This is a genomic window from Streptomyces sp. NRRL WC-3626 (assembly GCF_000718785.1).
GTDB classification, from domain to species: Bacteria; Actinomycetota; Actinomycetes; order Streptomycetales; family Streptomycetaceae; genus Streptomyces; species Streptomyces edwardsiae.
On record NZ_JOCA01000007.1, the window covers coordinates 40,909 to 67,279 of the forward strand.

Genomic DNA, 26,371 nt, shown 5'->3' on the forward strand with positions numbered 1-26,371 from the left:
GTGCGGGCCCGCCCGGGCGCCGCACCACCCCGCCGTCGAACAGGGCTACCGCTTCTCCCCGTTGTGGAGCGCGCTCACCTCCTCGGCGGTGAGCGCCTTGTCGTAGGCGTGGACCTCGTCCACCGCGCCGTTCCAGAAGTCGGTGTTCTCACCGTTGTACTTGGCACGGCCCACGGCGAGCGGGCCGGTGGCGACGTAGGCGGGGCCGGCGGTCGCCGTCGACGCGAGCTCGCCGTCGACGTACAACCTGATCTGGTTCGTCGCGTCGTCACGTACCCCGACGAGGTGGTACCAGCGGCCGGTCTCCGGTGTGGTGGCCAGCCGTGCGCGCTGTCCGTCGGGCGTGCTGAAGGCGAACGCGCCCTGGCCGTACTGCAGATAGAAGGGGCTCGCCTGGCGGTTGCCGTCCTGGCTGACGGCGCTGGCGTAGTTGCCGGGCAGGGAGTCGAGGGTGACCCAGGCGGAGACCGTGTAGCTGCCGGTGGTGTCGACCACGGGGCCTTCGGTCTCGGCGTACTGGCCCTGGCCGTCGAACGTCAAGGCGCTGCCGCTGACTCCGGGGGTCCAGCCGGTGCCCTCGCTCAGGGTGAGCGGCTTGTCGTTCGGGCCGTCGTCCTTCGCGGTGCTGCCGGTGCCCTCGTCGAGGGACCAGGACCCGCCGCCCTTGAGCGGCTCGCGGTCGCCCGCGGCGGCGCCGGCCGCGATGACCTCGCGGTTGATCTCACGGACCCGGACCGGGTCGACCTTGATCTCCCGGCGGTCGTAGGTGTACAGACCGTTGAGTTCGTTCTCCAGGTCGGTGATCTGCGTGTACACCGATCCGGAGAGTTCGGCGCCGGCCTGGTCGAGGTAGAACTTCTCGGTGTTCTCGACGTACTTGCGGGTCAGCGCCTCCTTGTCGTTCACCCCGCTGTAGATCACGGTCGGCGTGCCCGGCCACATGTGGCCCGGGGTGCGCAGCGTGAAGCCGCCGTGCTCGCCGTCCATGGCCGCCCGGTGGTCCGGGAAGGGCGCGTCGTCGTTGTTGTAGTCGTGGTGGTCGATGATGTCGCCGGTGCCCGAGTCACCCTTGGAGTTGCAGCAGTTGACGCCGCTGTGGGTGTTGACGACACGGGACGGGTCGGCGGCCTTCACCGACTCGGCGATCCTGCCGGTCGCCTCGCGGTTCCACTCGCCCCAGCCCTCGTTGAAGACGATCCAGCCGATGACGGAGGGCGAGTTGTGGTGCTGGCGCATCATCTCCCGGCCCTGGTCGACGAAGGCCTTCTGCCCGGTCTCGTTGGTGATGTTCCCGGAGACGAAGTCCTGCCAGACCAGCAGGCCGAGCTTGTCCGCGTGGTAGAACCAGCGCGGCGACTCCACCTTGATGTGCTTGCGGACGGCGTTGAAGCCGAGCTTCTTGTGCGCCTGGAGGTCGAACGCCAGGGCGTCGTCGCTGGGCGCGGTGTAGAGGCCGTCGGGCCAGAACCCCTGGTCGAGGGTGGCGAGGGAGAAGACCGGCTTGCCGTTGAGGACCAGCTTCTGGAAGCCGCCGACCTCCTCGATGCCGATCTCGCGCATGCCGAAGTAGCTGCCGACCCTGTCGGTGGACCGGCCGTCCTTCAGCTTGATGTCGAGATCGTAGAGGTAGGGGTCGTCCGGGCTCCACAGGTGCTGCTTGGCGACGCGCAGGTCCAGCTTCTTGCCGGCGGGTCCGCTGACCCGGCCGACGACCTTGCCGCGGGCGTCGCGGGCGACGGCCTCGACGCGGGCGTGCTTGGAGGCGTTCTGGGACTCGACGGTCACGGCGAGGGTGCCGGTGTCGATGTCGGGCGTGGTGACGACGTTGTCGATGGCCGCTTCGGCGACGGGCTCCATCCAGACGGTCTGCCAGATGCCGGACGACTGGGTGTAGAAGATGCCACCGGGGTTGGTGGACTGCTTGCCCATCGGCTGGTCGGCGCCGCCGGTGTCGGTGACGGCGACGACGATCTCCTGCTTGCCCTTGCTCTTGAGGGCGTCGGTGATGTCGGCGGTGAAGGCGTTGTAGCCGCCGGTGTGTTCGGCGACCTTCCTGCCGTTGACGTAGACGGTGGCCCGGTAGTCGACGGCACCGAAGTTGAGCTTGAGCCGGTTGGACTTGCCGCTCTTGCCGACCTTCCAGTTCTTCGGCACGTCCACGAGCTTGCGGTAGAACATGTGGTCCTCGTGCCGCTCGAGCCCGGAGAGCTGCGACTCGACCGGGAACGGCACGATGATCTTCTCGTCCAGGTCCTTGCCGAAGACCGGCTGCTCACCGGCTTCGGCGCCGCTGAACTGCCAGGGCCCGTTGAGGTTCTTCCACTGGGAGCGCACCTGCTGCGGGCGCGGGTACTCCGGCAGCGGGTTCTTCGTGTCGACCTTGTCGCCCCACGGGGTGGTGATGCGGTGGGTGGAGGTGTTCACGGCGTAGCGGACGATACGGGGTACGGCCTTGCCGCCGGCCGTGAGGCCGCCCTCGCCGTCGTAGGTGAAGCGGACCTGCTGGTTCTTCTGGACCGGCTCGGAGAGCGTGATCAGAAGGGAGTTGGGGTCGCCGGGGGCGGCGGCCACCGACTCGACCGGCATGGCGGTCGTGTCGGCTTCCACCTTGAGGTGTCCGGCCACTGCGGCGAGGTCGCCCACCGGGTTCTCGAACCGGGCACGCAGCTTGCGGCCGTCCTCGGTGACGGTCGGCTCCACGGGGAAGACCTCGAAACCGGCGGGCGGGGTGAACGCCGTCGTCGGCACGAGCTGCTTGGACATCGTAGGCGTCGACCAGCGCAGGAACATGTTGGCGCCGCCGACGTCCTGGAACATCTCCATACGGAAGTCGTGCTTCTCGCCGGCGGCGAGTCTGACCGTCGCGCTGGTCTGTTCCTTGTCCCAGTCGCCCACCCAGTGGTCGATGACGGGTTCGTCGTCGATGAACAGCCTGAATCCGTTGTCGCCGATGGCGTAGAAGGTGTAATCGCCGGTTTCCGGTGCCTCGATCTGCCCGGTCCAGCGGGCGGTCGTGTGCTCGGTGCGCCCGGTCAGCTCCTCGAAGGTGCTGGTGAGTCCGGAGAAGTTGATCTGCGGCTCCAGCAGGGTGCCGCCGAGTTCGGCGAAGTCCCGGGCGCCCGGTTCCGACATGCTGAAGTACTCGCCCTTGAGGCCGTGCACCACCACGTCGGCGTCGGCGGCGGCCGTGCCGGCGGACAGTCCGGCGATCGGCGCGGCGGCCGACGCGGCGGGGGCCAGGGCGCCCGTGGACAGGGCCAGTGCACCCACGGTCAGCAGGGTCCACCATCGGGATCTGGGGAGTTGTCTTGTCATCGAACCTTTCCTCGCGCAGAGGGCATGGGGCCAGGACGAAACAGGGGTGGCCGTCGGCTCGGCCGGGAAACTATTCCAACGTTGGAAATTCATTGTGCAGCGGAATGACAGCACGCCGCCCGACGACTGTCCAGGCCTCGCGCAGAGCTGATGATCCGTCAGCTCGTGCCACGCGGCGCCGGGATGACCATCGGCCCGGCCTGACGGCTCTCTTGACAGGCCCGGCGCCGGTCACAATCCTGTGAGGGCGTCTTTCATCGATGTAAAACCTCGGCGTGGAGGTGACGGGACACGATGGCCAGGTTTCCCGAGGGGGCGAGGAGGCTCTTCCGCCGTCCGACCGGCGTGGTCGGCTTCGTGCTGTCCGGCGTGCTCGCCGCCGCGCTGACCCTGACGTGCGCCGAACCCGCTCAGGCGGACCAGACCGGTCTGCGGGCCGCCGATCCGAGCGTGCTCCGGGTCGGCGGCACATACGTCTCCGTGCAGTCGACCGGCGGGGGCATCGCCGTGCGGCAGGCCTCCTCGACGGCAGCGCTGGATTCGGCGGCCCCGCGGCAGGTCTGGTCGGACACGCGGGGGCGTGGTGAGGTCTGGGCGCCGGAGATCGTGATGGACGGCGGCCGCTACTACATCTACTTCACGGCCGGGCGCGGTGCGGCCCACCGGATGTTCGTGATCAGCTCGGCGAGTCCCGACAGCGGTTACTCCGCCGAGTCGCAACTGGCCCTGCCGGACGACAAGTGGGCGATCGACGGAACGCTGTTCACGTTCAACGGGCAGCGCTGGTTCGTCTGGTCCGGCTGGGCCGGGGACACCAATGTCGAGCAGAACCTGTACATCGCCCGGATGAGCGGCCCGACCACACCGACGGGTGCGCGATACGTCATCTCGCAGCCCCGGGAGAGCTGGGAGCGGGTGGTCGGCAACCCGTTCATCAACGAGGGCCCGGAGCCCATCAAGGATCCGAGCGGGCAGCTGCACATCACGTACTCCGCCAACGGCAGCTGGAGCGACCAGTACTGCGTGGCCGACCTGCGGCTGCGGGCGGGCGGCGATCCGACGTACGTGTGGGACTGGTACAAGTCCAACGGCTGCCTCTTCGGTTCGAACCGGGCCACCATGATGGCCGGCTGGGACCCGACGCTGCGCGTCAACGGCCCCGGCCATCACAGCTTCGTGCTGCTGCGCGGCGACATCAACACCAGCCCGCCCGCCGGGCCGAGGTTCCCGCTGATGTTCCACGCGGTGCCGAAGGGCACGCCGTACACGTGGGAGAACCGCTACTGGTACACGGGCACGTTCTGCTGGTGGGGGAACACCACCTACAGCCGGGCCAACGTGCCGGGGCCGAACACGGACACCGGCTGGAGCCTCAAGTTCTTCGAGTAGGTCAGCCGTTGCCGTCGCCGAACGGGCCGTCGGCCGTGAAGGCGTGGGCGGCGAAGCGGTCGCCGATGCGGCGGTGCGTGGCCGCGTCGGGGTGGAGCCGGTCGGGCAGCGGCAGTTCGGCGTGGTCCGCCTCGCCGTAGAGGTCACGGCCGTCGAGGTGGTGCAGGTTCGGGTCGTCCGCGGCACGCCGGGTCACGACGCGACGCAGTTCGTCGCGGATGACGCCGAGGGTCAGCTTGCCCGCGGCCCGCTCCTCGGGGTCGCCCGTGGCGGTGAACAGGAGCCTGCCCTCGGCGAGGTGGCTGAAGTCGTAGGCGGTGGGACCGGGGGTGTCCTCGTGGAGGGGGCACAGGATCGGTGAGACGACGAGCAGCGGCGTGGTGGGGTGGCCGTCGCGGACGGTGTCCAGGAAGCCGTGGACGGCGGGGGCGAAGGCGCGCAGCCGCATCAGGTCGGCGTTCACCAGGTTGATGCCGATCTTGACGCTGATCAGGTCGGCGGGCGTGTCCCGTATCGCGCGGGCGACGAACGGGTCGAGCAGGGCGCTGCCGCCGAAGCCCAGGTTGACCAGGTCCACACCGCCCAGTGTCGCGGCGCGGGCGGGCCAGGTGCCGGTGGGGCTCGCGGCGTCGGAGCCGTGGCTGATGGAGCTGCCGTGGTGCAGCCAGGTGCGGCGGCCGAGGGCGGGGGCGGGCTCGACGGGGGCGTCGGTGCGCAGGGCGACGAGTTCGGTGGTCTCGTTGTGCGGCAGCCAGATCTCCACGGTCTTCTCCTCGCCGGGCAGACCGGTGAAGCGGAGGGTGGCGACGGGGCCGGTGCCGTGCTCGACCGCGCCGGTGCTCATGTCGATGGTGAGGGTGTTGCCGCCGGTCGCGACGGCCTGACCGGCCGGGTGTCCGTCGACGAGCAGGTCGTACAGCCCGTCCGGGCGGGGCGGGGCGCCGGTGTAGATCCGTTTGGTGGGCAGTGTGTCGAGTTCGACGGCGGTCGCGCGGGTGCGGAAGACCAGTCGTACGCCGGAGGGCTGGGACTCGGCCATGGCGAGCTGACCGTCCGTGTTCTGGGCGCGGGCCCGGGCGGGCAGGCGGTGGGGCAGGACCCCGTTCGCCGTGTGTTCCAGCTCCAGGGCGCCGTGTACGAGATCGGCGGTGACGGGTGTGGTGGTCCAGGTGGAGGGCATTGTCTCTCGTCCGTGGGTCGGGCGGGCGGGGTCCGCGGTCAGGGTTCGGGCCAGTTGCGCAGGAGGGCGTCCAGCGCGTCGAGGACGCGGGTCCAGGTGTCCTGGGTGTCAGGGGCGCTGTGACTGAATCCGCCGCCCATCTCCAGGCTGACGTAGCCGTGGAAGACGCTGCCGAGGAGGCGGACCGCGTGGGTCTGGTCCGGTTCCGTGAGGTCGTAGCCGCGCAGCAGGGCGCGGGTCATCTGGGCGTGCCGCACTCCGGCGCTGGCGGCCGCCGCTTCCGGGCCGAGCCGGAACTGGGCGGCGGCGTAGCGGCCGGGGTGCTCGCGCGCGTAGTCGCGGTAGACGTTCGCCAGCGCGGTCAGGGCGTCCTTGCCGGCCCGTCCGGCGAGGGCGTCGGCGGCGCGGTCGGCGAGTTCCTTGAGGGCGAGCAGTGCGATCCGTGTCCTGAGGTCGTGGGAGTTCTTCAGGTGGGAGTAGAGGCTCGCCACCTTCACGTCGAAGCGCCGGGCGAGCTCCGAGACGGTGACCTGGTCGAAGCCGACCTCGTCGGCGAGCTCGGCCCCCGCTCTGGTCAGGCGTTCGGTGGTCAGTCCCGCACGTGTTGCCATAGCCATCCCCTCAATCGACTAAATCGAGTATGCATCTCCCTAAAGGCTTTAGGCAAATGGGTGCCGTCGGACCCCGTTGTCAGTGGTGGGAGGCAGGATGCTGCGTATGACAACACCCGCAGCAGTGATCGTGGATGCCGCCGCCTACGCCCAGGCGGTCGAGGACGCCGTGCGCGCGGCGGCCGCCTATTACGAGGGCGGCACCTCGGTGCTGGACGACGACGCGTACGACCGGCTGGTACGGGGGATCTCGGCCTGGGAGGCGGAGCATCCGGACGGCATACTGCCCGACTCCCCCACCGGCAAGGTCGCCGGTGGTGCGGTGGAGGGCGACGTTCCGCACACGGTGCCGATGCTCAGCCTGGACAACGTGTTCTCGGCGGAGGAGTTCACGGCCTGGACCGCCTCGCTGTCCCGCCGTATCGGCCGGGACGCCACGCGCTTCGACGTGGGCCCGAAGCTGGACGGGCTCGCGATCGCCGCCCGGTACAGCGCCGGCCGTCTCACCCGGCTGATCACCCGCGGGGACGGGACGGCCGGGGAGGACGTCTCGCACGCGATCGGCACCGTCGAGGGGCTGCCGGAGCAGCTGAACGAGCCGGTCACCGTGGAGGTGCGCGGCGAAGTCCTGATGACAAACGCCCAGTTCGAGCATGCCAACGAGGTGCGCACCTCGCACGGCGGGCAGCCGTTCGCCAACCCGCGCAACGCGGCGGCGGGCACGCTGCGCGCGAAGGAGCGGGTCTACACGGTGCCGATGACGTTCTTCGGCTACGGGCTGCTGCCGCTGCCCGGCACCGACGCCCCGCTCGCCGAGAAGCTGACCGAGCTCGCGCACAGCGAGCTGATGGCGCTGGCCGGCGACCTCGGTGTGCACACCAGTGCCGGGACCGCCGTCCCGGACGTGGTCGCCGAGGGCGCGGAGGCGGTCCTGGAGCGGGTCGGGGAGATCGCCGCGCTCCGTGCCGAACTGCCCTTCGGCATCGACGGGATCGTCATCAAGGCCGATCTCGCCGAGGACCAGCGGGCCGCGGGTTCCGGCACCCGTGCGCCGCGCTGGGCGATCGCCTACAAGCTGCCGGCCGTGGAGAAGATCACCCGGCTGCTGGAGGTGGAGTGGAACGTGGGCCGCACGGGCATCATCGCGCCGCGCGGTGTCCTCGAACCGGTCGTCATCGACGGCTCCACCATCACCTACGCCACGCTGCACAACCCGGCCGACATCACCCGCCGCGACCTGCGCCTGGGCGACCATGTCATGGTCCACCGCGCGGGCGACGTCATCCCCCGCATCGAGGCCCCGGTGGCCCATCTGCGTACGGGTGAGGAGCGGCCGGTCGAGTTCCCCGAGTCGTGTCCGCGCTGCGGTTCGGAGATCGACTCCAGTGAGGAGCGCTGGCGCTGCGCCCAGGGCCGCAACTGCCATCTCGTCGCGTCCCTCGCCTACGCCGCGGGGCGCGACCAGCTGGACATCGAGGGCCTGGGCGGCACCCGGGTCGTGCAGCTGGTGGAGGCGGGTCTGGTGACCGATCTCGCCGATCTGTTCGCCCTCGGGCGCGACCAGCTGCTCGCGCTGGAGCGGATGGGCGAGACCAGCACCGACAATCTGCTCGCCGCGCTGGCCAAGGCCAAGGAGCAGCCGCTGTCGCGGGTGCTGTGCGCGCTGGGTGTGCGGGGCACGGGGCGGTCCATGTCCCGGCGTATCGCCCGCCACTTCGCCACCATGGACCACATCCGCGCGGCCGACGCGGAGTCGATGCAGCGGGTGGAGGGCATCGGGTCGGAGAAGGCGCCCACGATCGTCGCGGAGCTGGCCGAACTCGCGCCGCTCATCGACAGGCTGGCCGCCGCCGGGGTCAACATGACGGAGCCCGGCGCCACTCCGCCGCCGCCTCCCGGTGCCGAGGACGAGGCTCCGGCGGAGGGCGGCCCGCTGGCCGGGATGACGGTGGTGGTCACCGGCGCGATGACCGGCAGCCTGGAGAAGCTCTCCCGCAACGAGATGAACGAACTGATCGAACGGGCCGGCGGGCGTTCCTCCTCCAGCGTCTCCAGGAAGACCGCGCTGGTGGTGGCGGGCGAGGGCGCGGGTTCCAAGCGCGCGAAGGCCGAACAGCTCGGTCTGCGCCTCGCCACACCTGAGGAGTTCGCGGCGCTGGTCGCCGGCCTCCTCGACTGAGCGGCGCGCGGGCCGCCGCCGGTGTGCTGCCGTACGCGGGTGTTCCGTCACCGACGCGGACGCCGCGTGGCGGGGGGACAGGCCGTCGCCACGGCCGCGGCGGCCCGCCTGTCCGGGGGCCGTGACGGGGCCCGTGGTTGAATCCCCTTCCGATCACTCTCCGGGAGAGGACGCCATGCCCGCCGACAGCCCGTACGAGATCCTGGACGACCGATTCCGTACCGGACGGTGTGTGAACGGGGACAGCAGGCTGGAGGTCCTGTACGACGGCTGCCGCTGGGCCGAGGGGCCGCTGTATCTGCCCGCCTGGCGTCAGCTGGTCTGGAGCGACATCCCGAACGACCGCATCCTGCGCTGGGACGAGGCCACCGCGACCGTGGGGGTCTTCCGCTCACCGGCCGGTCACAGCAACGGCAACACCGTCGACCGGCGGGGCCGGCTGGTCACCTGCGAGCAGGGCAACCGCCGGGTGACCCGCACCGAGGCGGACGGGAGCCTGACCGTCCTCGCCGACCGGTACGCCGGCAAGCGGCTGAACAGCCCCAACGACTCCGTCGTACGCTCCGACGGCACGATCTGGTTCTCCGACCCGGACTTCGGCATCATCAGCGACTACGAGGGTCATCGCGCCGAGTCGGAGATCGGCGCGTGCAACGTGTACCGGATCGATCCGGCGTCGGGTGAGGTCCACCTCGCCGCGGACGGCTTCGACGGCCCCAACGGGGTCGTCCTGTCCCCCGACGAGAGCCGCCTCTTCGTCTCCGACTCACGGGCCGCCCGCATCCATGTGTTCGGCATCCGGGACGACGGCACGCTGTCCGGCGGCCGGGTCTTCGCCGAGGGGCGGGGGGACGTCCGTTTCGACAACATCCGCTTCGACGACGAGGGCCGGCTGTGGGCCGCCGCGCTCGACGACGGCGTGCACTGCTACGACCCGGACGGCACCCTCATCGGACGGCTCCGCGTGCCGGAGCCGGTCTCCAACGTCACGTTCGGCGGGCCGAGGAACAACCGGCTGTTCATCACCGCCACCACCTCCCTGTACTCCCTGGTGATGTCGGTGACGGGGGCCCCGCGCCTCTGACCGGTCCGCTCCCCCGGCCGGTTGGCCCACCGGATTCACGGTTACCCGGCCCCCAGGCGGACGTGGCCGAGGAAGGGAGCGAGCCGTGCGATTCCAAAGCCGTGCGCATGCGGGACAGGAACTGGCCGTCAGGATGCTGGAGTGGTCGAGCAGCGGCGATCTCGCCAACGTGACCGTGCTGGCGCTGCCGCGCGGCGGCGTCCCGGTCGGGGCGGAGATCGCCCGGGCGATGCAGGTGCCCCTGGATGTCCTGGTGGTCCGCAGGATCGGGGTTCCCGGGTCCCCCGAGGTGGGGGTCGGGGCGGTCGCCGACGACGATCCCCCGGTGTTCGACCGTACGGGGATGAGGGTCCTGGACCTCGCGGAGGACGAACTCGGCGCCGAGGTGGACCGGGCGCGGGCCGAGCTGCGCCGGCAGGAGCGGGTCTACCGGGGTGACCGGCCCGCGCCGGAGGTCGCCGGTCACAGCATCGTGATCGTGGACGACGGGCTGGCGACCGGCATCACCGCCCGCGCGGCCCTGCGGAGTCTGCGGCGCGGCGGACCGCTGCGGCTGACCCTGGCGGTGCCGGTGTGCGGTCACGATACCGCGGCGGCGCTGCGGGACGAGGCCGACGACGTGGTGGCCCTGTACCGGCCTCGGCGGCTGCGGTCCGTCGGCGAGTGGTACGAGGACTACCACCGGGTCACCGATCAGGAGGTGCTGGACGCCCTGGGTGCGGGGCGAGCGCACCCCGCCGGTCCGGTGCTCAGCTCCGGGCGGGGGTGAGGACCACGAAGTCCGCCCGGTGCGGGTCGAGGCAGACGGCCATCCGGCCGACGCCCTCCGCGTCCGCCGGTCCCATCTGTACGCTCCCGCCGTTCCCGTTGACCTCGGCGACCGCGGCGTCGCAGTCGGTGACGTTGAACACCGGATGCCAGTACGGCCGCCCGCCGGCCGGGGCGAGGTCTCCCTCGTCGACCTGCATGAGGCCGCCGTGCATACGCTCCTCGGGCTGCCCGGCCGGGGTGATCAGGGAGTACGTGCCCCCGCCGCCCGGCAGTTCCATGTCGCTGTAGCGCCAGTCGAAAACACTGCGGTAGAACTCCTTCGCGGCGGCCGCGTCGCTGGTGTAGAGCTCGGTCCAGGACAGTGAGCCCGGCTCGTCCACGAGGTCGACGCCCTTGCTCTCCCGCGGCTGCCAGACGGCGAACTGGCCGCCCAGCGGGTCGCTGTACTGGGCCATCCGCCCCCACTGCTCGAGGTCCATCGGCGGTACCCGCACGGTTCCGCCGCCGCGCTCCACCGCCCGGGTCGTGGCGTCGGCGTCGGTGACGCTGTAGTAGATCATCCAGGCCGGGCGCGCCCCCTCCTCGGTGAGCTTGCCGAGCCCGGCGACCATCTTGCCGTCCTTGCGGAACATGCCTCCTTCCACGCCCTCCGTCCCGGCCTCCCCCATGGGCTCGTAGTCCCAGCCGAGCACCGCGCCGTAGAAGGCGGCGGCGGTGGGGACGTCGGGGACGCCGAGGTCGAGCATGCAAGGAGCCCCGGGGGCGAAGTCGGTGGTGATCACGCGATGTCCTTTCGCAGATTCCCTTTTGACTCAGCGTGCCACCGGGCGCCGGCACCCGCCCCTCGGCTTCGCCGTCCGGGCCGGTCCGCTACGCCGTCTCCTGCGCGCCGCCGGTGGTGAAGGGCAGCAGGAGCCGCGAGGGGTGGGCGGCGTCGCGGTAGATCTTGTGGGTGACGGGGCGGCCCACCGGCAGGTGGAAGGCGTCCGGCGGCAGCAGCGCGTTGTGCGCGTCGGCGAGCGGCTCGTCGTTGGAGAGCTCCACGACCAGCCTGTGGCCCGGCAGGAACGTCGCCGCGAACGGGTAGACGCGCAGCACGTACTCCTCGATCCTCCCCGGCTCGACCGGCACCGCGCGGGTGTGCGGGTGGTGGGGGTCGCCCTCGGTGGTGCGCCCCTCGTCGAGTTCGCGGTGCGAGGCCTTGAGGTAGGCGGTGGTGACGAGCTGCCGCTTGCCGCCCGGGGCCTCGTCCCACATGCGGAGGATGAAGTTGGTGTCGGTCTGGTCGATCTCGGCGAAGAGGTGTGCCGCGCCCTGGCCGATCATCTCGGTGGCTTCGGTGAACGGCTCGGTGCTCCAGCTGAGGATCTCCACCTTGTCGGTGACCGTGAGCGGCGCCTGGTAGAAGCCGTCGGGGACGGCGTGCTCGGCGCCCATCGGCTCGGGCTCGAAGGAGAGCCTGTGGCGCGGGCGGAGGTAGAGCGGCCTGTGCTCGACGGGCTTCGGCGGCCACTGCGCGCCGGTGACGTACCGGCGGGAGCCCTCGACGTGGACGGTGACGGCCGGCTCGTCCATCACGCCGTTGTCGATGCCCTTGATCCAGTACTCGTACCAGCGGAACATCTTGTCGTGCTCCTCGATGAAGGGGCGCGACTGCATGGGCGGGTACGGGCCGATGTCCAGCTTCTTCGGACCGTTGATCCGGTGGTAGAGCTCGATGGTGCCGTCCAGGGTCCAGCCGCGGCCCTGGTCGATCTGGAGCCAGACCGGGATGTCGATGTCCGCCGCGAGGGTGACCGGGTTGCGTTCCTCGTACCACTCGCCGTCGAGCTCGTTCATCACGATGTCGAACCAGGCCTCGTGGTTCTTCGGGTAGGTGAGCACATGGACCAGGTTGGGCCAGGCGGCCACGTCCGGGTCGTTCAGGCGCTCGGCGACCCGCTTTTTGATCTCCTCGGGCGAGTACGTCTCCAGCATCCGGGACTTCACGCCGTCGGTGAACGCCCAGCCGGAGTCGCCGCCGCGGCCCTCGCGGGCGGCGCGCGGCATGAACCACATGATGCCGCCGTGGTAGGTGGTCTCGTAGAAGTCGTAGTGGCCGCCGCTGACGAAGACCGCCTTGAGGCTCGGGGGCCGCTCGGCCGCGGCGAGCACCTGCATGGAGCCGAAGTAGGAGATGCCGATCATGCCGACGTTGCCGTCGCACCAGGGCTGGGCCGCGACCCACTCGATGAAGTCGTACGCGTCCTGGCCGAGGGAGACGCCGCCGGCGTTGTAGTTGCCGATGTGCTCGCCCTCGGAGGCACCGGAGCCGCGCAGGTCTCCGATGACGTGGACATAGCCCTCCCGGACGACGCGGGCGATGTCACCGGCCTCGATGCAGCCGTCCCACATGGGGCTGGGCCGGCGCTGCGGCGGTGTCGTCAGGGCTAGGGCCTGGAGTTCCTTGCCGTAGGGGCTGAGGGCCACCAGCGCGGGCCGCGGGGTGTCGTCCGTGCCACTGTAGGCGTCGGCCGCGAGGGTCACGCCGTCGCGCATCGGCACCCGGAGATCCTTGCGGACGCCGATCGGCTGCTCGCCCGCGCGGACCGTGTGAAGGTCGGTCATGATGATGAGGCTCCTGTGCTACAGGTTCTGTTCGAGGTGCGTGCGGTAGCCGGCCATCGACGTGAAGAACGGCGACGGCTCGAGCGCGGGATCGCCGGTGTAGCCGAGCTCCTCGGCAACGCGGGCGAACGGGGAGTACGGCGAATCCGTCTCCCGCAGCCCCGCCGTGAGGCATCCGCGGGCGGCCCTGGCGACGCGGGCCTCGACGTCCAGGCTCTGGGTGAGGGCCTCCCGGGCCTCGGCCTCGTCGAGTTCGACGCCGTACGGTGTGCCGTCGGCGCGGCGGTAGGGGTGCCCCAGGTAGAGGCGCCGGGGGCGGATCTCGTCCCGCAGGTACTCGAGGCTCGCCCGGTAGGCGACCGGGTCCGTGTAGCCGGGGAAGCCGTTGGCCGCCCCGTGGACCTGGACGGCGTCGCCGGTGAACACCGAGCGCTGTCCGTCGACGGCGTAGGCGACCGATCCGGGGGTGTGGCCCGGTACGGCGTGCACCGACACGGTGACGTCGCCTCCCAGGGAGAGGGTTTCGCCGCCCCTGACCACCAGGGACGGCTCCATCTCCGCGGAGATGACGGCGTTGGCGGCGGCCGTCGCCTTCGCCTCTCCCCCGGGGTCGTCCAGGTACCGGCCCCGGCCCGCCAGGTACTCCTCCACATGGGCCCGGCGCGAGCGGAGCATCGGCGCGTCGGCCTCGTGGACGACCACCCGGGCGCGCCGCCCGGTGAGTTCCCACAGGGCGTGCGCCCCGCCGACGTGGTCGATGTGACCGTGGGTCAGCAGAATCCAGCGCACGTCCTCGATGCGGCGCCCGATCGCCTCGAGTGCCGGGGCCATGCCCTCGGCGGGCGAGGAGGCGATGCCGGTGTCGACGATCGCCGGCTCGGGTGCGTCGATGAAGAAGCTGTACAGACCGAACCGGCCCCATGGCGACACCAGGGGGTGGACGGCGACTGCCTGCGTCATGGTCCTCTTTCCGAAAGTCCGAACTCGTGCCGGGCCGGCCGGGTCAGCGCCGGCCGAGGAAGTCGCGCGTCTCCTCGAAGACCTCGCGGTACTCCGGGATCCAGGAGAAGTGCTGGACGAAGCCGTGGCCGGCGCCGTCGTACCGGCTCACCGTCGTCTCCACTCCGGCCTCGCGCAGCCGCTCCCCGTACAGTTCGCCCTCGTCGCGCATCGGGTCGTACTGGGCGGTGACGACCAGCGCGGGCGGCAGCCCGGTGAGGTCGGCCCGCTTGAGGGGCGACACCAGCGGGTCGGCGGGGTCCGCGCCGCTGTCGAGGTAGAAGGCGTTGAAGTGTTTCAGGCCTTCCGTCTCCAGGCCGTAGCCCTTGGCGTTCTCCCGCAGCGAGGCATGGCGCTCGACGTCGAAGTCCAGGTCGAGCGAGGGGTAGTAGAGGATCTGGTGGGTGATCCGGTCGAAGCCGTCGTCGTGCGCCCGGGCGGCGACCGCGGCGGCGAAGGTGCCGCCGGAGCTGTCGCCGGCGACGGCGAGGGTCCTGCCGTCCCAGCCCAGGTCCGCGTTCTCCCCCGCCGCCCAGCGCACGACGGCGTAACAGTCGTCGAGACCTGCCGGGAAGGCCGCCTCGGGGGCCAGCCGATAGCCGACGGACACGACCTTGAGTCCGGTCTCCTTCGCCAGCGAGCGGGCTACGTGGTCGTGGGTCTCCAGGCTGCCGAGGAAGAACGCTCCGCCGTGGAAGTAGACCAGCAGGCCGTGGCTGTCGGCCCGGTCCGGGGTGTAGACGCGTACCGGCACCTCGCCGACGGACGTCTTCGCCGTGATGTCCTCGACGGCGTGGAGCGGCAGGCGCTCCTCCGGGGGAGCCACGTGGGTCTCGTCCGCGGCGCGCATGGCGACCGGGTCGAGCGGGGCTCCGTCCGGGGCCGGCAGGCCGGCCAGGAACGTGGCGATCTCGGGGTGCAGTGTCATGGGGTCACTCCTGCGGGGCGGCGGGGGCGGGCTTCTGGCCGGGGAAGACCTCGTCGATCTCGTCCTCGGACCAGCCCTGGCGGGAAATGCTCTGCAGCTTGTCGGTCACCGGCTTCCGGGTGGCCTGGTACAGGGCCAGTGCCTCCTTCACGGAGTCCGCCTCGCGCAGGGCGTCGGCGAGCGCGCCGCCGTCCTCGATGGCCGAGTTGGCGCCCTGGCCCTGGTGGTGCAGCATCGAGTGGGCCGAGTCGCCCACGAGGACGACGGAGTCCGAGTGCCATGTGTCGACCGGGTCGATGTCGTAGACGGCGCGGACGTTCACGGTGTCCATGTCGAGGCCCCGCGCGATGCTCACGAGACGCTCGTCGAAGCCCTCCACCGTCTTCAGGAGGTCGTCCTTGGTGACCTGGGGGGTCCAGGTGCCGTCCGGACACAGGGCGGTGATGTCGAACGAGACCTGGCCCCGGTGGCGCAGCGGCAGCAGGTAGAGCTTGGTGCCCCGGCCGATGTACATGCGGAGGTTGTCGTCGTCGACCATGCCGTGGGCGGCGTCGAGGGAGATGACGGCACGGTAGGCGTGCTCGCCCGCGAACACCGGGCCCTGGTCGCTGAACAGCTCGCGGCGCACGACCGACTTGATGCCGTCGGCGCCGACGACCAGGTCGGCCTCGACGCTGGTGCCGTCGGCGAAGGTGAGGACGGAGCGGTCGCCCTTGTCCTCGACCTTCTCGAGCTTGTGACCGAGGTGGACCATGCCGGCGGGGAGCACGCCCAGGAGGGCTTCGATGAAGTCGCCGCGGTGGATCAGGTGGGTGTGGGTCTGCTCGCCCGCGGCCGGCCATGTCTCCTTCATGATCGGGTCGCAGGTGGCGGTGAGGATCTCGAAGTACTCGCTCGGCGAGGTGACCTTCGCGATGGCGTCGAAGATCCCCCACTCGCGGAACCGGTTCATGGTCGCGGGGCGCAGACCGATGCCGGCGCCCACCTCGCGGATCCGGTTGGCCTGCTCGTACACGTTGACTTCGGCACCGAGCAGGCTGAGGGCCTTGGCCGCAGCCGCACCGCCGTAGCCCGCTCCGACGACGGCGATCTTCAGGTTCTTCAGCTCTGAGGACTGCATGATGGTTCTCGCTCTACTTCTGAAGGGTGAGGAAATCGGCGGGGTTGTCGACGAAGACCGTCTTGATGGCGGCGTCGTCGAGACCGGCGGCGCGGAGGTCCGGAATGAGGTCCTCGAAGATGTAGTTGACGGTGTGGCCCTTGACCCCGGGCCAGCCGAGCGGGCTGCAGTTGGCGTCGGCGGAGGCGAGGACCTGCTTGAGCCGCCGGCCGCCGTCGATGAACCGCAGGAAGTGGTCGAGGCGCTCCTTGCGGGGGCGGGCCCAGAACGGCGGGTCGGGCAGCTCGGTCTCGTAGCCGAAGGTGTCGAAGCCGATGCGGCCGCCCTTCCCGGCGATCCAGACGTCACGCGTCTTCTCGGCGTTCACACCGTCGTCGACGTGTCCGAACAGGACGCGATCCAGCGGCAGGCCCTCTTCGTCGAAGATCGAGATCGCGTTCTCGGCGTCGATGGCCAGGTGGGTCAGCAGGGGCGCGCCGGTGCTGAGCGAGGCCCGGGCGGCGGCACGGTAGATGCGCTTGTCCAGGTCCGTCATACGGCCGCCGCGGCTGACGCCGACCTTGATGACGCCGGCGAGGCTGCCGGTGCCCCCGATACCGACGGTGATCTCGTGGACGAACTGCCGCATCAGGTAGTCCACGTCGGCGTTCGCGAAGTGCGGCAGAGCGGTGTCACCGCCGACGAAGCCGGTGCAGGCGACGATGTGGACGCCGGTCTTCGCGGACAGCGACTTGTAGTGGTCGACGTCGCGGCCGTTGCAGATGCCCGTCGCGTCGACGAAGGTGCCGCCGCCGTACTCGTGGAACGCGCGCAGTTTCGGGACGGTCTCCTGGTACCGCTGCTCGGGCGTCTTCCACCACTTGGTGTCCAGTTCGGAGCCGGGCATGCCGTATCCGATGTGCTCGTGGACGGCCACGAGTCCCAGCTCCTCGGCCGGGACCGGCCCCAGGACCGTGTTCACTCTCGACACAACGCTCACCTTCGAGTAGGAGACTTGACGGTTGTCGGCGCCGGCGCGCTCAGCGCACCGACAGCAGGTCGCGCGGGTTCTCCACGAGAATCCGCCGCGCGTCCTCGGGCTTGAGACCCTGTGTCTTCAGAAGCGGGACGAAGCTGGTCAGGACGTGGCTGTACGGCAGGTCGTTGCCGGTGTGGCCCTTCGCCACGCCGGTCGCGCCGGCCGACAGCAGGATCCGGTCGGCGAAGCCGGCCTCGACGAGGGCGGCGACCAGGTCGGCCCGCCCGGCGTCGGTGAGGTGGGTGCCGTCCTCGGTGCCCACGTGGTCGAGGGCCACGTAGGCGCCGCGGCGGGCCACCTCCAGGGGCGCGCCGGAGGCGACGGCGTCCGCGCGGTCGAGTCCGCCCACGACGACGCGGTCGGCGGGGAGTCGCTCGTCGAGGACGATGTCGAGGTCGTGGAGGGCGTCCTTGCCGTAGCGGACGGAGACCGCGACGCCGGTGCTCAGAGCGGTCCGGGCCGCACCCCGGAACAGGCTCTCGTCGGTCGCGGTCATGCCGTCGCGGGTCGCGGTGGTGGCCACCAGGCCCGCCGCGCCGCGGCGCTCGACCCGCGGGACCACCATGCCCTCGGTGACCTCCCTGGTGAACAGGTCGGCGAACCTCTCCGCCGGCCACGGCGTGGGCGGGTTGGTCTGCGGGGTGAGGAAGTAGCCGCCGAGCAGTTCCTCCGGGCCCTGGCCGGTGGACGCGACGATGTGCACGCCGGTCGTACGGGCGAGGGTCTCGTACAGCCGGACGTCGCGGCCGTGGAACATGCCGGTGCTGTCGACGATCGTGCCGCCGCCGTGGGCGCGGAAGTCCCCCAGCTTCGCGGCGAGGACCTCGAAGATCTCGGCGCGGTCGATGCGGACGTCGTAGGCGTGTTCGGCTCCCGGCACCACCGACAGCAGCGCCTCATGGACCGAGACGACACCCAGCTCGTCGGCCGGCACCGGTCCCAGGACGGTGTTCACGGTGTTGCTCTTGACGCTCATGCCTGCCTCACGTCTTCCGGTGTGGGATGCGCGGAACACACCCTGTGGGTGCGATCACAGTACGCATTCGCTTTACAGGCCGTCAATGAAACGAACGCCACGAAAAAACAATTCACCATGGGTTGCGTACAGGGTCTCGGACCCCCTTCACCGGCGCGGACGCGGATGCGGAACATGCACGCCGTGCATGAAGGGTCATGTAAAGCATTCACTTGTTCGATGTGGGGTCGACGACTTCACTGAGGGGCATGAGCACCCCTCCCACCTCCGACGTCGACCTCTTCGCCGACGACGTCGTCCTCGATCCGTACCCCGCCCACGCCGAGCTGCGGGAATGTGGCCCTGTCGTCCATCTCCCCCGGAACGACGTCTACGCGCTGACGCGGTACGACGTCGTCCGTGACGCCCTCGCGGACTGGGAGTCGTTCTCGTCGGCCTCGATCGCGTTCAATCCGATGGCCAACGAGGCACTCACCGGCACCTCCCTCGCCTCCGACCCTCCCGCGCACACCCAGCTGCGCGCCGCGCTCACCGAGAACCTCTCGCCGCGCGCGCTGCGCGGTCTCAAGGCCGGGATCGACACGAAGGCGGACGCCCTCGTCGCCGAGCTGGTCGAGAAGGGCTCCTTCGAGGCCATCGACGCCCTCGCCCGGGCCTTCCCGCTGGCGGTCGTCGCGGACCTGATCGGCTTCACGGGCCATGTGCGCGCCAACATGCTGCGCTGGGGCCAGGCCGCCATGCAGGTCCTCGGCCCGATGAACCAGCGCACGGCCGAGAACTTCCCCATCGCCGGCGAGCTGTACACCTGGTGCTCCCAGGTCAAGGCCGAGGACCTGGCCGAGGGCTCCGTGGGCCGCGGCATCTTCGAAGCCGAGGCACGCGGCGCCATTCCCCCGGACACGGCCGGCCACATCATCCACCAGTACCTCGGCGCCGGTGTCGACAGCACCATCGCGGCGATCGGCAACATCGTCGCCCTCTTCGCCGAGCACCCGGACCAGCTCGCCCTGGTCCGCGCCGACCCCACGCTGGTGCCCGCGGCGTTCAACGAGGTGCTGCGCTACTGGGCGCCCATCAACACCTGGGGCCGGCTCGCCACGAAGGACGTCGAGGTCGGCGGGACCGTCATCCCGGCGGGCGCCCAGGTCGCCGTGCTGCTCGGCGCCGGCAACCGCGACCCGCGGCACTACGACGACCCGGACACCTTCCTCGTCGAGCGCAACCCGGTCGACCACCTGGGGTTCGGGTACGGGCCGCACGGCTGTGCCGGCCAGGGACTCGCCCGCCTGGAGGCGCACGCCGTGATCGAGGCGCTCTCCCGGCGCGTCGAACGTCTCGTCGCCGGACCCGAGGTCCGCGTTCCCGGCAACACCACCCGGAGCATCGAAGCGCTCCCCGTCCTGGAGGTGATCCCCGCGTGAGGATCGTTCTCGACCGCCCCCGCTGCGAGGGCCACGGCCTGTGCGAGGAGGCCGCACCGCAGCTCATGCACCTCGACGACGAGGGCGAACTGGTGCTGGACAAGGAGGAGGTCGACGGCGCCGACGCATCCCTGGCGGCCGCCGCCGCCCGTGTGTGCCCGGTCGCGGCACTGAGGGTCGAATGAGCGGCCCCCCGGAGCGCGTGGTCGTCGTCGGCAACGGGATCGCCGGCCTCACCGCCGCGGACACGCTCCGTGAGGCCGGCTTCGACGGTGAGCTGACCGTCGTCGGCGACGAACCGCACGCCGCGTACAGCCGCCCGGCCCTGTCCAAGGCGCTGCTGCTCGACGGCGACGACATGACCGCGCACGAGCTGCCGCCGGCCGGCCACGGGGCGACGGAGCTGCTCGGTGTGCGGGCGACCGGGCTCGACCCGGACCGCCGGCGGGTGACGCTCGACGACGGTACGGCGCTGGCGTACGACCGTGTCGTGCTGGCCACCGGCTCCCGGGCGAGACGGCTGTCCGGCCTGCCCGAGGAGCTCACCCTGCGCGGACTCGACGACGCGCTGTCGTTGCGCGCCCGGCTGGCCGGCAGGCCGTCGGTCGTCGTGATCGGCGGCGGCCCGCTCGGCATGGAGATCGCCTCGGGCTGTCTGGCCGCGGGCTGCGAGGTCACGGTCGTCTCCCAGGGCGTGCCGCTGGTCCTCCAGCTCGGCCCGTACCTCGCCGGTGTCTTCGTCGGGGCGGCGCGGGAGCAGGGCGTCACCGTCGTCGAGACCGGGGCCGCGCGGATCGAGGGGCACGGCGGGAACGCCCGGGTCGTCCTCTCGGAGGGCCCGGTCCTGGAGGCGGAGGTGATCATCACCGCCGCCGGCGACATTCCCAACACGGAGTGGCTCGCCGGCTCGGGCCTCACCGCGAGGGGGGCCGTTCCGGTCGACAGCCGGGGCCTCGTGCGCCCCGATGTGGCGGCCGTCGGTGACCTCGCGGCGTTCCCCACCCCCCAGGGCGTGCGCCGTGTCCCCCTGTGGAGCAGCGCGATCGAGCAGGCGAAGGCCGCCGCGAGGGCTCTGGTGCTCGGTGAGGAGGCACCCCCGCTCGACTTCCGCCCGTACTTCTGGACCGAGCAGTTCGGGCTGAGACTGAAGGCGGTGGGGCACCTTCCCGTCCAGGGCGCACCGGAGTACGTCGACGGGGAGCCGGGCGGCGGTCCGGCGCTGATGCGCTGGCAGGACCGGGACGGCACCGCCCGGGCCGTGGCGCTCAACCACCGCATCCCCGTCCCACGGCTGCGCCGGATGACCCGGGCGGCCACGTAGGGTTCGCCGCATGGGCGCAGAGGCGGAGGGCACCACGGGTTCGGATCTCGACCGGCTGGCGTCGGTCAACCTGAACCTGCTGGTGCCCCTTCTCGCCCTGCTGGAGGAACGTTCGGTGACCCGGGCCGCCGAGCGGGTCGGTCTCTCCCAGCCGGCGATGAGCCACGCCCTGACGAGGATGCGGCGGATGCTGGGGGACGAGCTCGTCGTCCGGCACGGAACGGGCGTCACGCTCACCCCCCGCGCGCTGGAGTTGCTCGGGCCGCTGCGCAGCGCCCTTCGGCAGACGGCACGCGTGGTGAACTTCCCCTCCTTCGACCCCGCCACGGACCAGCGGGTCATCACGGTCGCCATGACCAACAGCACCGCGTTCGTCATCGGGCCCCGGCTGATGCGGCTGGTCGCGGAGCGCGCCCCGCACACCACCCTGCGGCTGCGCACCATCGCGGTGCCGACCGAGGCCACCTTCTCGGACCAGGGCGTCGACGTGGTGCTGATCTCCGAGGGGCACTTCTCGCCGCACCCGCGCGAGCGGCTGTACGACGACCGCTGCGTGGTGGTGGCCTCGGCGGACGCGCCGCCGGAGGCGAGCGCGCTCGACCTCCTGACCACCCGGCCGCACGTCGTCGTCGACACCGAACGGCGGGTCTTCCCCTATGCGCTGCTGGAGGACAAGGGCATCCCCTACCGGGTCGGTCAGTTCAGTTCCGACTATCTGCTGGTGCCGTTCCTGGTCGCACGCGGAGGGGGCGTCGCGCTGATGCGCCACCGGGTCGCCGCCACCATGCGGACGCTCGCCGAGCTGCGGATCGAGGAGTTCCCGTTCCCGCTGCCCGGCCTCGGGATCGACATGGTGTGGAATCCCCGGCTGAGCGACCAGTACTTCGTCGAGTGGCTCCGGGCGCTGCTGTTCGACGCGGCGAAGCCCGTCTGACGCCGGCCGGTCAGGTCAGCAGCCGCACCCAGCTGGCGCCGAGCTCTTCGAGCATCTGCTCGCGGTCGAGTCTCCAGTCGGCGTGGTCCCAGTGCTGGGCGACGTAGTCGAGCTGGGACATGGCGAGCACGCCCCGGAAGTGGCGCTGGTGGGGTTCGAGGCGCCCGGCCGCGGTGAGCCCGTCCTCGATGTCGCTGATGGCTTCCTCGAGCCAGCGTTCGACCAGGTCGGGGAGGTCCGGGTCGATCACCGAGGCATCGCGGCCGATCCGGATGATCGGCCGGATCGCGGGCCAGTTGTCCGAGGTGCGCCGCAGCCACGCCATGATCGCCTCGGGCGTGCCCTCGGCGACGGTGGCGACGAGGTCACGTGCCGTGGATCCGTGTTCGGGCGACCGGACGCGCTGCAGCGCCTCGTTGAGCTGCTCGTCGATGAGCGCCTTCATCAGTTCGCTGCGGGAGGGGAAGTACGCGTAGAAGGTCACGCGTGTGGTGCCCGCGGCGGTCGCGATGTCGTCGACCGTGGTGGCGGCGTACCCCTTCGCCTTGAACAGTTCGAGTCCCGACTCCAGCAGCAGACGGCGGGTCATCTGCTTCTGTGCCTCACGAAGGTTCGCCATGCCGGAGATCCTAACGCCGTCACCGTACGGCGAACGCACCCACCGGACTTCGACTCAACGCGAAGCCCGGGATCCTTACGGCCCGTACAGCGTCATGTGAGCACCCCGACAGAGAGCCGCTCCTCCAGTTCCGCCACCGTGATGCCGTACGTCTCCAGCACCCGCACGCCGTCCGGACCGACGGCGAAGACGCCGTAATCGGTGTAGACGCGGTGCACGCAGCCGGGCCCGGTGAGCGGGTACGTGCACGCGGGGACGAGCTTGGGGGCGCCGTCCCGGGTGAACAGCTTCATCATCACCAGGACCCGGCGCGCTCCGACGGCGAGGTCCATCGCGCCGCCCACCGCGGGGATGGCGTCGGGGTCGCCGGTGTGCCAGTTGGCGAGGTCACCGTGGTGGGAGACCTGGAACGCCCCGAGGACGCACACGTCCAGGTGGCCGCCGCGCATCATCGCGAAGGAGTCGGCGTGGTGGAAGTACGCCGCTCCGGGCAGTTCGGTGACCGGGACCTTGCCGGCGTTGGTGAGGTCGGTGTCGACCTCGTCACCGGTCGCGGCCGGGCCCATGCCGAGCATGCCGTTCTCGGTGTGCAGCACGATCCCCGCGTCCGGCGAGAGGTGTTCGGCGATCCGGGTCGGCTGTCCGATGCCGAGGTTGACGTACGAGCCGGCCGGGATGTCGCGGGCGATGCGGGCCGCGAGTTCGTCGGTGGTGAGCGGGCCCCGGTCCGTCCGCTCCGGCACGGTCGTGGTCATCAGCGGGCTCCTTGCACGGTGAGCCGGCGGGCCTCGGCCCGTACCAGGCGGTCGATGTGGATGCCGGGGGTGACCACGGTCTCCGGGTCGATCTTCCCGGCGGGCACGATGTCGGTGACCTGGGCCACGACGGTGGTGGCGGCGGTGGCCATGACGGGGCCGAAGTTCCGGGCGGTCTTGCGGTAGACCAGGTTGCCCATGGTGTCGGCGCGGTGGGCGGAGATCAGGGCGACGTCGCCCCTGATCGGGTACTCCAGGACGTGGACGCGGCCGTCGATCTCCCGTGTCTCCTTGCCCTCGGCCAGCGGGGTGCCGACGCCGACGGGGCTGTAGAAGGCGCCGATGCCCGCTCCGGCGGCCCGCATCCGCTCGGCGAGGGTGCCCTGCGGGACCACCTCGAGATCGACGCGGCCCGCTCGGTACAGGTCGTCGAAGACGTAGGAGTCGCTCTGCCGGGGGAAGGAGCAGATGACCTTGCGCACCCGGCCGGCCTTGAGCAGCGCGGCCAGGCCCACGTCTCCGTTGCCGGCGTTGTTGGACACCACGGTGAGGTCCGTGGCGCCCTGCCGGATGAGGGCGTCGACGAGGTCGAACGGCATGCCGGCCAGACCGAATCCGCCCACCAGCACCGTCGAGCCGTCCTCGATGCCCGTGACGGCCTCGTCGGTCGTGGCGGCGATGGTCGTGGTCATCCCCGGCTCACCTCGTCCGTCACGTTCTCCAGGACTACCGCGAGGGCCTGGCCCACGCCGATGCAGATGGCGGCGACGCCCCAGCGCTGCCGCCGCTCGCGCAGCACCTTCGCCAGGGTGCCGAGCAGCCGGCCGCCGGAGGCGCCCAGCGGGTGCCCGAGGGCGATGGCGCCGCCGCGGGTGTTGACGATCTCCTGGTCGACGCCCCAGGCGTCCACGCAGGCGAGCGACTGCACCGCGAACGCCTCGTTCAGCTCGACCGCGCCGACGTCGCCCCAGCCGATCCCGGCCCGGCGCAGCGCCTTTTCGGCCGCCTCCACGGGGGCGAAACCGAACAGCTGCGGCTCGACCGCGTGCACACCGCGCCCGGCGATCCGGGCGACGGGCTCCAGGCCGATCCGCCCGGCCGCCGCCCCGGTGCCCAGCAGGACGGCCGACGCCCCGTCGCTCAGCGGGGAGGCGTTGCCGGCCGTGATCGTCCCGTCCGGGCGGAACGACGGTGTGAGGGCCGCCAGTTTCCCGGGGTCGGTGCCGGGGCGGATGCCCTCGTCGCGCGTAAGGCCCTCCGTGGGCAGGACCAGGTCGTCGTAGAAGCCGTCGTCCCAGGCGGCGTCGGCGAGCTTGTGGGAGCGCGCGGCGAACGCGTCCTGCCGTTCCCGGGAGATCGAGAACCTCTCCTGGAGGAGTTCGTTGCTCTCCCCCAGCGAGACCGTCCACTCCTTCGGCATGGCGGGGTTGACCAGGCGCCAGCCGAGGGTGGTGGAGACGGCCGTGACGTCGCGGGCGGGGAAGGCGCGGTCCGGCTTGGGCAGCACCCAGGGGGCTCGCGTCATGGACTCGGCGCCGCCGGCGACGACGATGTCCGCGTCGCCGGACTCCAGGGTGCGCGAGGCGATGATCGCCGCGTCCAGGCTGGAGCCGCACAGCCGGTTGACGGTGGTGGCGGGCACGCTCACCGGCAGTCCGGCCAGCAGTACGGCCATCCGGCCGACGTTGCGGTTGTCCTCGCCGGCGCCGTTGGCGTTGCCCCACACCACGTCGCCGATCGCGGCGAGGTCGAGGCCGGGCGCCTTGGCCAGCAGCCCGGTCAGCGCGGTGGCGGCGAGGTCGTCGGGGCGGACTCCGGCGAGAGCGCCGTTGAACCGGCCGAACGGGGTACGGGCCGCCGCGTAGAGGAAGGCCTCGCTCATGCGGCCTCACCCGCCGGCAGTGCTTCCCCGACGGGCGCCGAGTCCAGCGGGATCGGCGTGAACATCTCCGGCTCCTGGTCGGGAGTGAGGGCCGTCGGGCCGTACAGCCAGTCGGTGAAGGAGTAGTCGTAGGTGTCGCGGGCGCGCAGCAGCACGTTGCGCTGCTCGCGGGCGAGACCGTCCAGGTGCCACAGCTCGCCCCACTTGCGGGACGTGGTCAGCACGCGACGGCAGTGCTCGGGGCGGACCGCCTCGTACGCGGCGAGCGCCGCGCTCCAGTCGACGGTGCCGTCCCCGGCACGGTTGCGGGCCACGTGCTCGCCCAGCACCCAGCCGTCCTCGAGGGCCATGATCGCGCCCTGCGCGATGTACTGGAGCGGCGGGTGCGCGGAGTCGCCGAGCAGCGCGATCCGGCCGTGCACCCACGTCATGATCGGGTCGCGGTCGAACATCCGCCACCACTTCTCCCGCCACATGAAGGGCAGCCCGTCCCGGACGAACTCGCCGGTCCGGGCGAAGGCGGCGTCGAGCTCGTCGGGTGTGCCCCAGTCGTCCTCGCCGGCCAGCGCCCTGGGCGACTCGAAGACGGCGACCTGGTTGAGCATCTCGCCGCCGCGCAGCCCGTAGTGGACGAAGTGGCAGCCGGGGCCGATGTACACGACGACCTCGCTCAGGTCGACGGACCTCACCCGCGGCTGCTCGGCGGGGACGGTGCCGCGGTAGGCGACGTAGGCGGAGGAGACGGGCCGGTCGTCGACGAACAGCCCGCGGGCGGACGAGTGCAGGCCGTCGGCCGCGATCACCACGCCGGCCTCGTGGGTCGCGCCGGAGGCGACGGTCACGCGGGCGCCGCCGTCGGTGTTCTCGTACGACGTCACGTGCGCGTCGTTGACCAGCTCGACGCCGGCGCGCTCGCAGGCACGCAGCAGCAGGCCGTGCAGGTCGCTGCGGTGGATGACCAGGTACGGGTAGCCGTAGCGCCGCTCGAGGTCGCGCAGGTCGAGCCGGGTCAGCTCGCCGCCGTCGACGGCGTCGCGCATGACCATCGCATCCGGGACGACACCGAGGCTCTTGGCCTCCTCCAGGAGGCCGTAGTCGTCGAGGATGCGGGTGCAGTTGGGGGCGAGCTGGATGCCGGCGCCGACCTCGCCGAAGGCGGGGGCGCTCTCCAGCAGGCGGACGTTCTGGCCCCGGCGGGTCAGGGAGAACGCCACGCCCAGGCCGCCGATGCCGCCGCCGGCCACGATCACATCAGGATGGGA

23 protein-coding genes are annotated in these 26,371 nt (G+C 71.2%); 8 read left to right on the forward strand and 15 right to left on the reverse strand.

The annotated features are described in order from the left end of the window. Positions 1–45: 45 nt before the first annotated feature. Positions 46–3,315, reverse strand: a complete 3,270-nt coding sequence (locus IF28_RS0113360; RefSeq protein ID WP_030218535.1) for a glycoside hydrolase family 2 — start codon at positions 3,313–3,315, stop codon at positions 46–48. A 294-nt stretch (positions 3,316–3,609) separates the two neighbouring features. On the opposite strand from IF28_RS0113360, the gene IF28_RS0113365 reads away from it, so the two are divergent. Beyond that, positions 3,610–4,704: a glycoside hydrolase family 43 protein gene (locus IF28_RS0113365; protein WP_030218536.1), complete on the forward strand. Its 1,095-nt coding sequence runs from the start codon at positions 3,610–3,612 to the stop codon at positions 4,702–4,704. A 1-nt stretch (position 4,705) separates the two neighbouring features. Here IF28_RS0113365 and IF28_RS0113370 read toward each other — a convergent pair whose 3' ends face one another. Together IF28_RS0113370 and IF28_RS0113375 are read right to left on the reverse strand one after the other, a co-directional pair. After that, entirely contained in the window at positions 4,706–5,884 is a 1,179-nt protein-coding gene (locus tag IF28_RS0113370) for a GDSL-type esterase/lipase family protein (protein ID WP_030218537.1), read from the reverse strand. A 38-nt stretch (positions 5,885–5,922) separates the two neighbouring features. After that, a complete protein-coding gene (locus IF28_RS0113375; RefSeq protein ID WP_030218538.1) occupies positions 5,923–6,495 on the reverse strand; it encodes a TetR/AcrR family transcriptional regulator in 573 nt (190 codons plus the stop codon). Between the two features lie 106 nt (positions 6,496–6,601). On the opposite strand from IF28_RS0113375, the gene ligA reads away from it, so the two are divergent. From ligA to IF28_RS0113390, 3 genes are all read left to right on the forward strand, one after another. Further along, positions 6,602–8,674: an NAD-dependent DNA ligase LigA gene (ligA, locus tag IF28_RS0113380; protein ID WP_406710538.1), complete on the forward strand. Its 2,073-nt coding sequence runs from the start codon at positions 6,602–6,604 to the stop codon at positions 8,672–8,674. A 175-nt stretch (positions 8,675–8,849) separates the two neighbouring features. Next, on the forward strand, positions 8,850–9,758 hold the full coding sequence (locus IF28_RS0113385) for an SMP-30/gluconolactonase/LRE family protein (RefSeq protein ID WP_030218547.1): 909 nt from the start codon (positions 8,850–8,852) through the stop codon (positions 9,756–9,758). An 85-nt stretch (positions 9,759–9,843) separates the two neighbouring features. Continuing rightward, on the forward strand, positions 9,844–10,527 hold the full coding sequence (locus IF28_RS0113390; RefSeq protein ID WP_199808988.1) for a phosphoribosyltransferase: 684 nt from the start codon (positions 9,844–9,846) through the stop codon (positions 10,525–10,527). On the opposite strand, the gene IF28_RS0113395 is transcribed toward IF28_RS0113390, so the two are convergent. The 7 genes from IF28_RS0113395 to IF28_RS0113425 all read right to left on the reverse strand — a co-directional run bounded on the left by IF28_RS0113395 (position 10,508) and on the right by IF28_RS0113425 (position 18,177). Then, positions 10,508–11,311: a VOC family protein gene (locus tag IF28_RS0113395; RefSeq protein ID WP_030218554.1), complete on the reverse strand. Its 804-nt coding sequence runs from the start codon at positions 11,309–11,311 to the stop codon at positions 10,508–10,510. The genes IF28_RS0113390 and IF28_RS0113395 overlap by 20 nt on opposite strands. A gap of 88 nt (positions 11,312–11,399) precedes the next feature. Next, positions 11,400–13,136: a CocE/NonD family hydrolase gene (locus IF28_RS0113400; RefSeq protein WP_030218557.1), complete on the reverse strand. Its 1,737-nt coding sequence runs from the start codon at positions 13,134–13,136 to the stop codon at positions 11,400–11,402. A gap of 18 nt (positions 13,137–13,154) precedes the next feature. Then, positions 13,155–14,096, reverse strand: a complete 942-nt coding sequence (locus IF28_RS0113405) for an MBL fold metallo-hydrolase (RefSeq protein ID WP_030218560.1) — start codon at positions 14,094–14,096, stop codon at positions 13,155–13,157. Between the two features lie 43 nt (positions 14,097–14,139). Continuing rightward, positions 14,140–15,063, reverse strand: a complete 924-nt coding sequence (locus IF28_RS0113410; protein ID WP_030218564.1) for an alpha/beta hydrolase — start codon at positions 15,061–15,063, stop codon at positions 14,140–14,142. Between the two features lie 4 nt (positions 15,064–15,067). After that, positions 15,068–16,183 (reverse strand): FAD-dependent oxidoreductase, encoded by a 1,116-nt coding sequence (locus tag IF28_RS0113415; protein WP_030218568.1) that lies wholly within the window; start codon positions 16,181–16,183, stop codon positions 15,068–15,070. Between the two features lie 13 nt (positions 16,184–16,196). Next, on the reverse strand, positions 16,197–17,153 hold the full coding sequence (locus IF28_RS0113420) for a phosphotriesterase family protein (RefSeq protein WP_030218570.1): 957 nt from the start codon (positions 17,151–17,153) through the stop codon (positions 16,197–16,199). Between the two features lie 49 nt (positions 17,154–17,202). After that, complete coding sequence (locus IF28_RS0113425; RefSeq protein ID WP_030218573.1) at positions 17,203–18,177, reverse strand: aryldialkylphosphatase; 975 nt, start codon at positions 18,175–18,177, stop codon at positions 17,203–17,205. 248 nt (positions 18,178–18,425) lie between these two features. Between IF28_RS0113425 and IF28_RS0113430 the strand changes: the two genes are divergently transcribed. The 4 genes from IF28_RS0113430 to IF28_RS0113445 are packed head-to-tail and all read left to right on the forward strand — an operon-like array spanning position 18,426 to position 21,853. Beyond that, entirely contained in the window at positions 18,426–19,598 is a 1,173-nt protein-coding gene (locus tag IF28_RS0113430) for a cytochrome P450 (protein WP_030218575.1), read from the forward strand. Beyond that, positions 19,595–19,783 (forward strand): ferredoxin, encoded by a 189-nt coding sequence (locus IF28_RS0113435; RefSeq protein WP_030218578.1) that lies wholly within the window; start codon positions 19,595–19,597, stop codon positions 19,781–19,783. The genes IF28_RS0113430 and IF28_RS0113435 overlap by 4 nt, the downstream gene beginning before the upstream one ends. Next, positions 19,780–20,919 carry an NAD(P)/FAD-dependent oxidoreductase gene (locus IF28_RS0113440; RefSeq protein WP_030218581.1) on the forward strand — a complete coding sequence of 380 codons (1,140 nt, stop codon included), beginning with the start codon at positions 19,780–19,782 and terminating at the stop codon, positions 20,917–20,919. The genes IF28_RS0113435 and IF28_RS0113440 overlap by 4 nt, the downstream gene beginning before the upstream one ends. A gap of 10 nt (positions 20,920–20,929) precedes the next feature. Continuing rightward, positions 20,930–21,853 carry a LysR family transcriptional regulator gene (locus IF28_RS0113445; protein WP_030218585.1) on the forward strand — a complete coding sequence of 308 codons (924 nt, stop codon included), beginning with the start codon at positions 20,930–20,932 and terminating at the stop codon, positions 21,851–21,853. Between the two features lie 10 nt (positions 21,854–21,863). Here the strand turns inward: IF28_RS0113445 and IF28_RS0113450 are convergent, their stop codons facing one another. From IF28_RS0113450 to IF28_RS0113470, 5 genes are all read right to left on the reverse strand, one after another. Continuing rightward, complete coding sequence (locus IF28_RS0113450) at positions 21,864–22,472, reverse strand: TetR/AcrR family transcriptional regulator (RefSeq protein ID WP_030218587.1); 609 nt, start codon at positions 22,470–22,472, stop codon at positions 21,864–21,866. A gap of 92 nt (positions 22,473–22,564) precedes the next feature. Then, positions 22,565–23,227: a 3-oxoacid CoA-transferase subunit B gene (locus tag IF28_RS0113455; RefSeq protein WP_030218590.1), complete on the reverse strand. Its 663-nt coding sequence runs from the start codon at positions 23,225–23,227 to the stop codon at positions 22,565–22,567. Beyond that, positions 23,227–23,919 (reverse strand): 3-oxoacid CoA-transferase subunit A, encoded by a 693-nt coding sequence (locus IF28_RS0113460; RefSeq protein WP_030218593.1) that lies wholly within the window; start codon positions 23,917–23,919, stop codon positions 23,227–23,229. The genes IF28_RS0113455 and IF28_RS0113460 overlap by 1 nt, the downstream gene beginning before the upstream one ends. Then, positions 23,916–25,109, reverse strand: a complete 1,194-nt coding sequence (locus tag IF28_RS0113465) for a thiolase family protein (protein WP_030218596.1) — start codon at positions 25,107–25,109, stop codon at positions 23,916–23,918. The genes IF28_RS0113460 and IF28_RS0113465 overlap by 4 nt, the downstream gene beginning before the upstream one ends. Beyond that, positions 25,106–26,359, reverse strand: coding sequence for an FAD-dependent oxidoreductase (locus tag IF28_RS0113470; protein ID WP_030218600.1), 1,254 nt, complete (start codon positions 26,357–26,359; stop codon positions 25,106–25,108). The genes IF28_RS0113465 and IF28_RS0113470 overlap by 4 nt, the downstream gene beginning before the upstream one ends. Positions 26,360–26,371: the final 12 nt, after the last annotated feature.

Excerpts from the sequence above, each read along its gene's own strand:
- IF28_RS0113360 (WP_030218535.1), bottom strand. The coding sequence starts at position 3,315 with ATGACAAGACAACTCCCCAGATCCCGATGGTGGACCCTGCTGACCGTG.
- IF28_RS0113365 (WP_030218536.1), top strand. The coding sequence starts at position 3,610 with ATGGCCAGGTTTCCCGAGGGGGCGAGGAGGCTCTTCCGCCGTCCGACC.
- IF28_RS0113370 (WP_030218537.1), bottom strand. The coding sequence starts at position 5,884 with ATGCCCTCCACCTGGACCACCACACCCGTCACCGCCGATCTCGTACAC.
- IF28_RS0113375 (WP_030218538.1), bottom strand. The coding sequence starts at position 6,495 with ATGGCAACACGTGCGGGACTGACCACCGAACGCCTGACCAGAGCGGGG.
- ligA (WP_406710538.1), top strand. The coding sequence starts at position 6,602 with ATGACAACACCCGCAGCAGTGATCGTGGATGCCGCCGCCTACGCCCAG.
- IF28_RS0113385 (WP_030218547.1), top strand. The coding sequence starts at position 8,850 with ATGCCCGCCGACAGCCCGTACGAGATCCTGGACGACCGATTCCGTACC.
- IF28_RS0113400 (WP_030218557.1), bottom strand. The coding sequence starts at position 13,136 with ATGACCGACCTTCACACGGTCCGCGCGGGCGAGCAGCCGATCGGCGTC.
- IF28_RS0113405 (WP_030218560.1), bottom strand. The coding sequence starts at position 14,096 with ATGACGCAGGCAGTCGCCGTCCACCCCCTGGTGTCGCCATGGGGCCGG.
- IF28_RS0113410 (WP_030218564.1), bottom strand. The coding sequence starts at position 15,063 with ATGACACTGCACCCCGAGATCGCCACGTTCCTGGCCGGCCTGCCGGCC.
- IF28_RS0113415 (WP_030218568.1), bottom strand. The coding sequence starts at position 16,183 with ATGCAGTCCTCAGAGCTGAAGAACCTGAAGATCGCCGTCGTCGGAGCG.
- IF28_RS0113425 (WP_030218573.1), bottom strand. The coding sequence starts at position 18,177 with ATGAGCGTCAAGAGCAACACCGTGAACACCGTCCTGGGACCGGTGCCG.
- IF28_RS0113430 (WP_030218575.1), top strand. The coding sequence starts at position 18,426 with ATGAGCACCCCTCCCACCTCCGACGTCGACCTCTTCGCCGACGACGTC.
- IF28_RS0113440 (WP_030218581.1), top strand. The coding sequence starts at position 19,780 with ATGAGCGGCCCCCCGGAGCGCGTGGTCGTCGTCGGCAACGGGATCGCC.
- IF28_RS0113445 (WP_030218585.1), top strand. The coding sequence starts at position 20,930 with ATGGGCGCAGAGGCGGAGGGCACCACGGGTTCGGATCTCGACCGGCTG.
- IF28_RS0113450 (WP_030218587.1), bottom strand. The coding sequence starts at position 22,472 with ATGGCGAACCTTCGTGAGGCACAGAAGCAGATGACCCGCCGTCTGCTG.
- IF28_RS0113455 (WP_030218590.1), bottom strand. The coding sequence starts at position 23,227 with ATGACCACGACCGTGCCGGAGCGGACGGACCGGGGCCCGCTCACCACC.
- IF28_RS0113460 (WP_030218593.1), bottom strand. The coding sequence starts at position 23,919 with ATGACCACGACCATCGCCGCCACGACCGACGAGGCCGTCACGGGCATC.
- IF28_RS0113465 (WP_030218596.1), bottom strand. The coding sequence starts at position 25,109 with ATGAGCGAGGCCTTCCTCTACGCGGCGGCCCGTACCCCGTTCGGCCGG.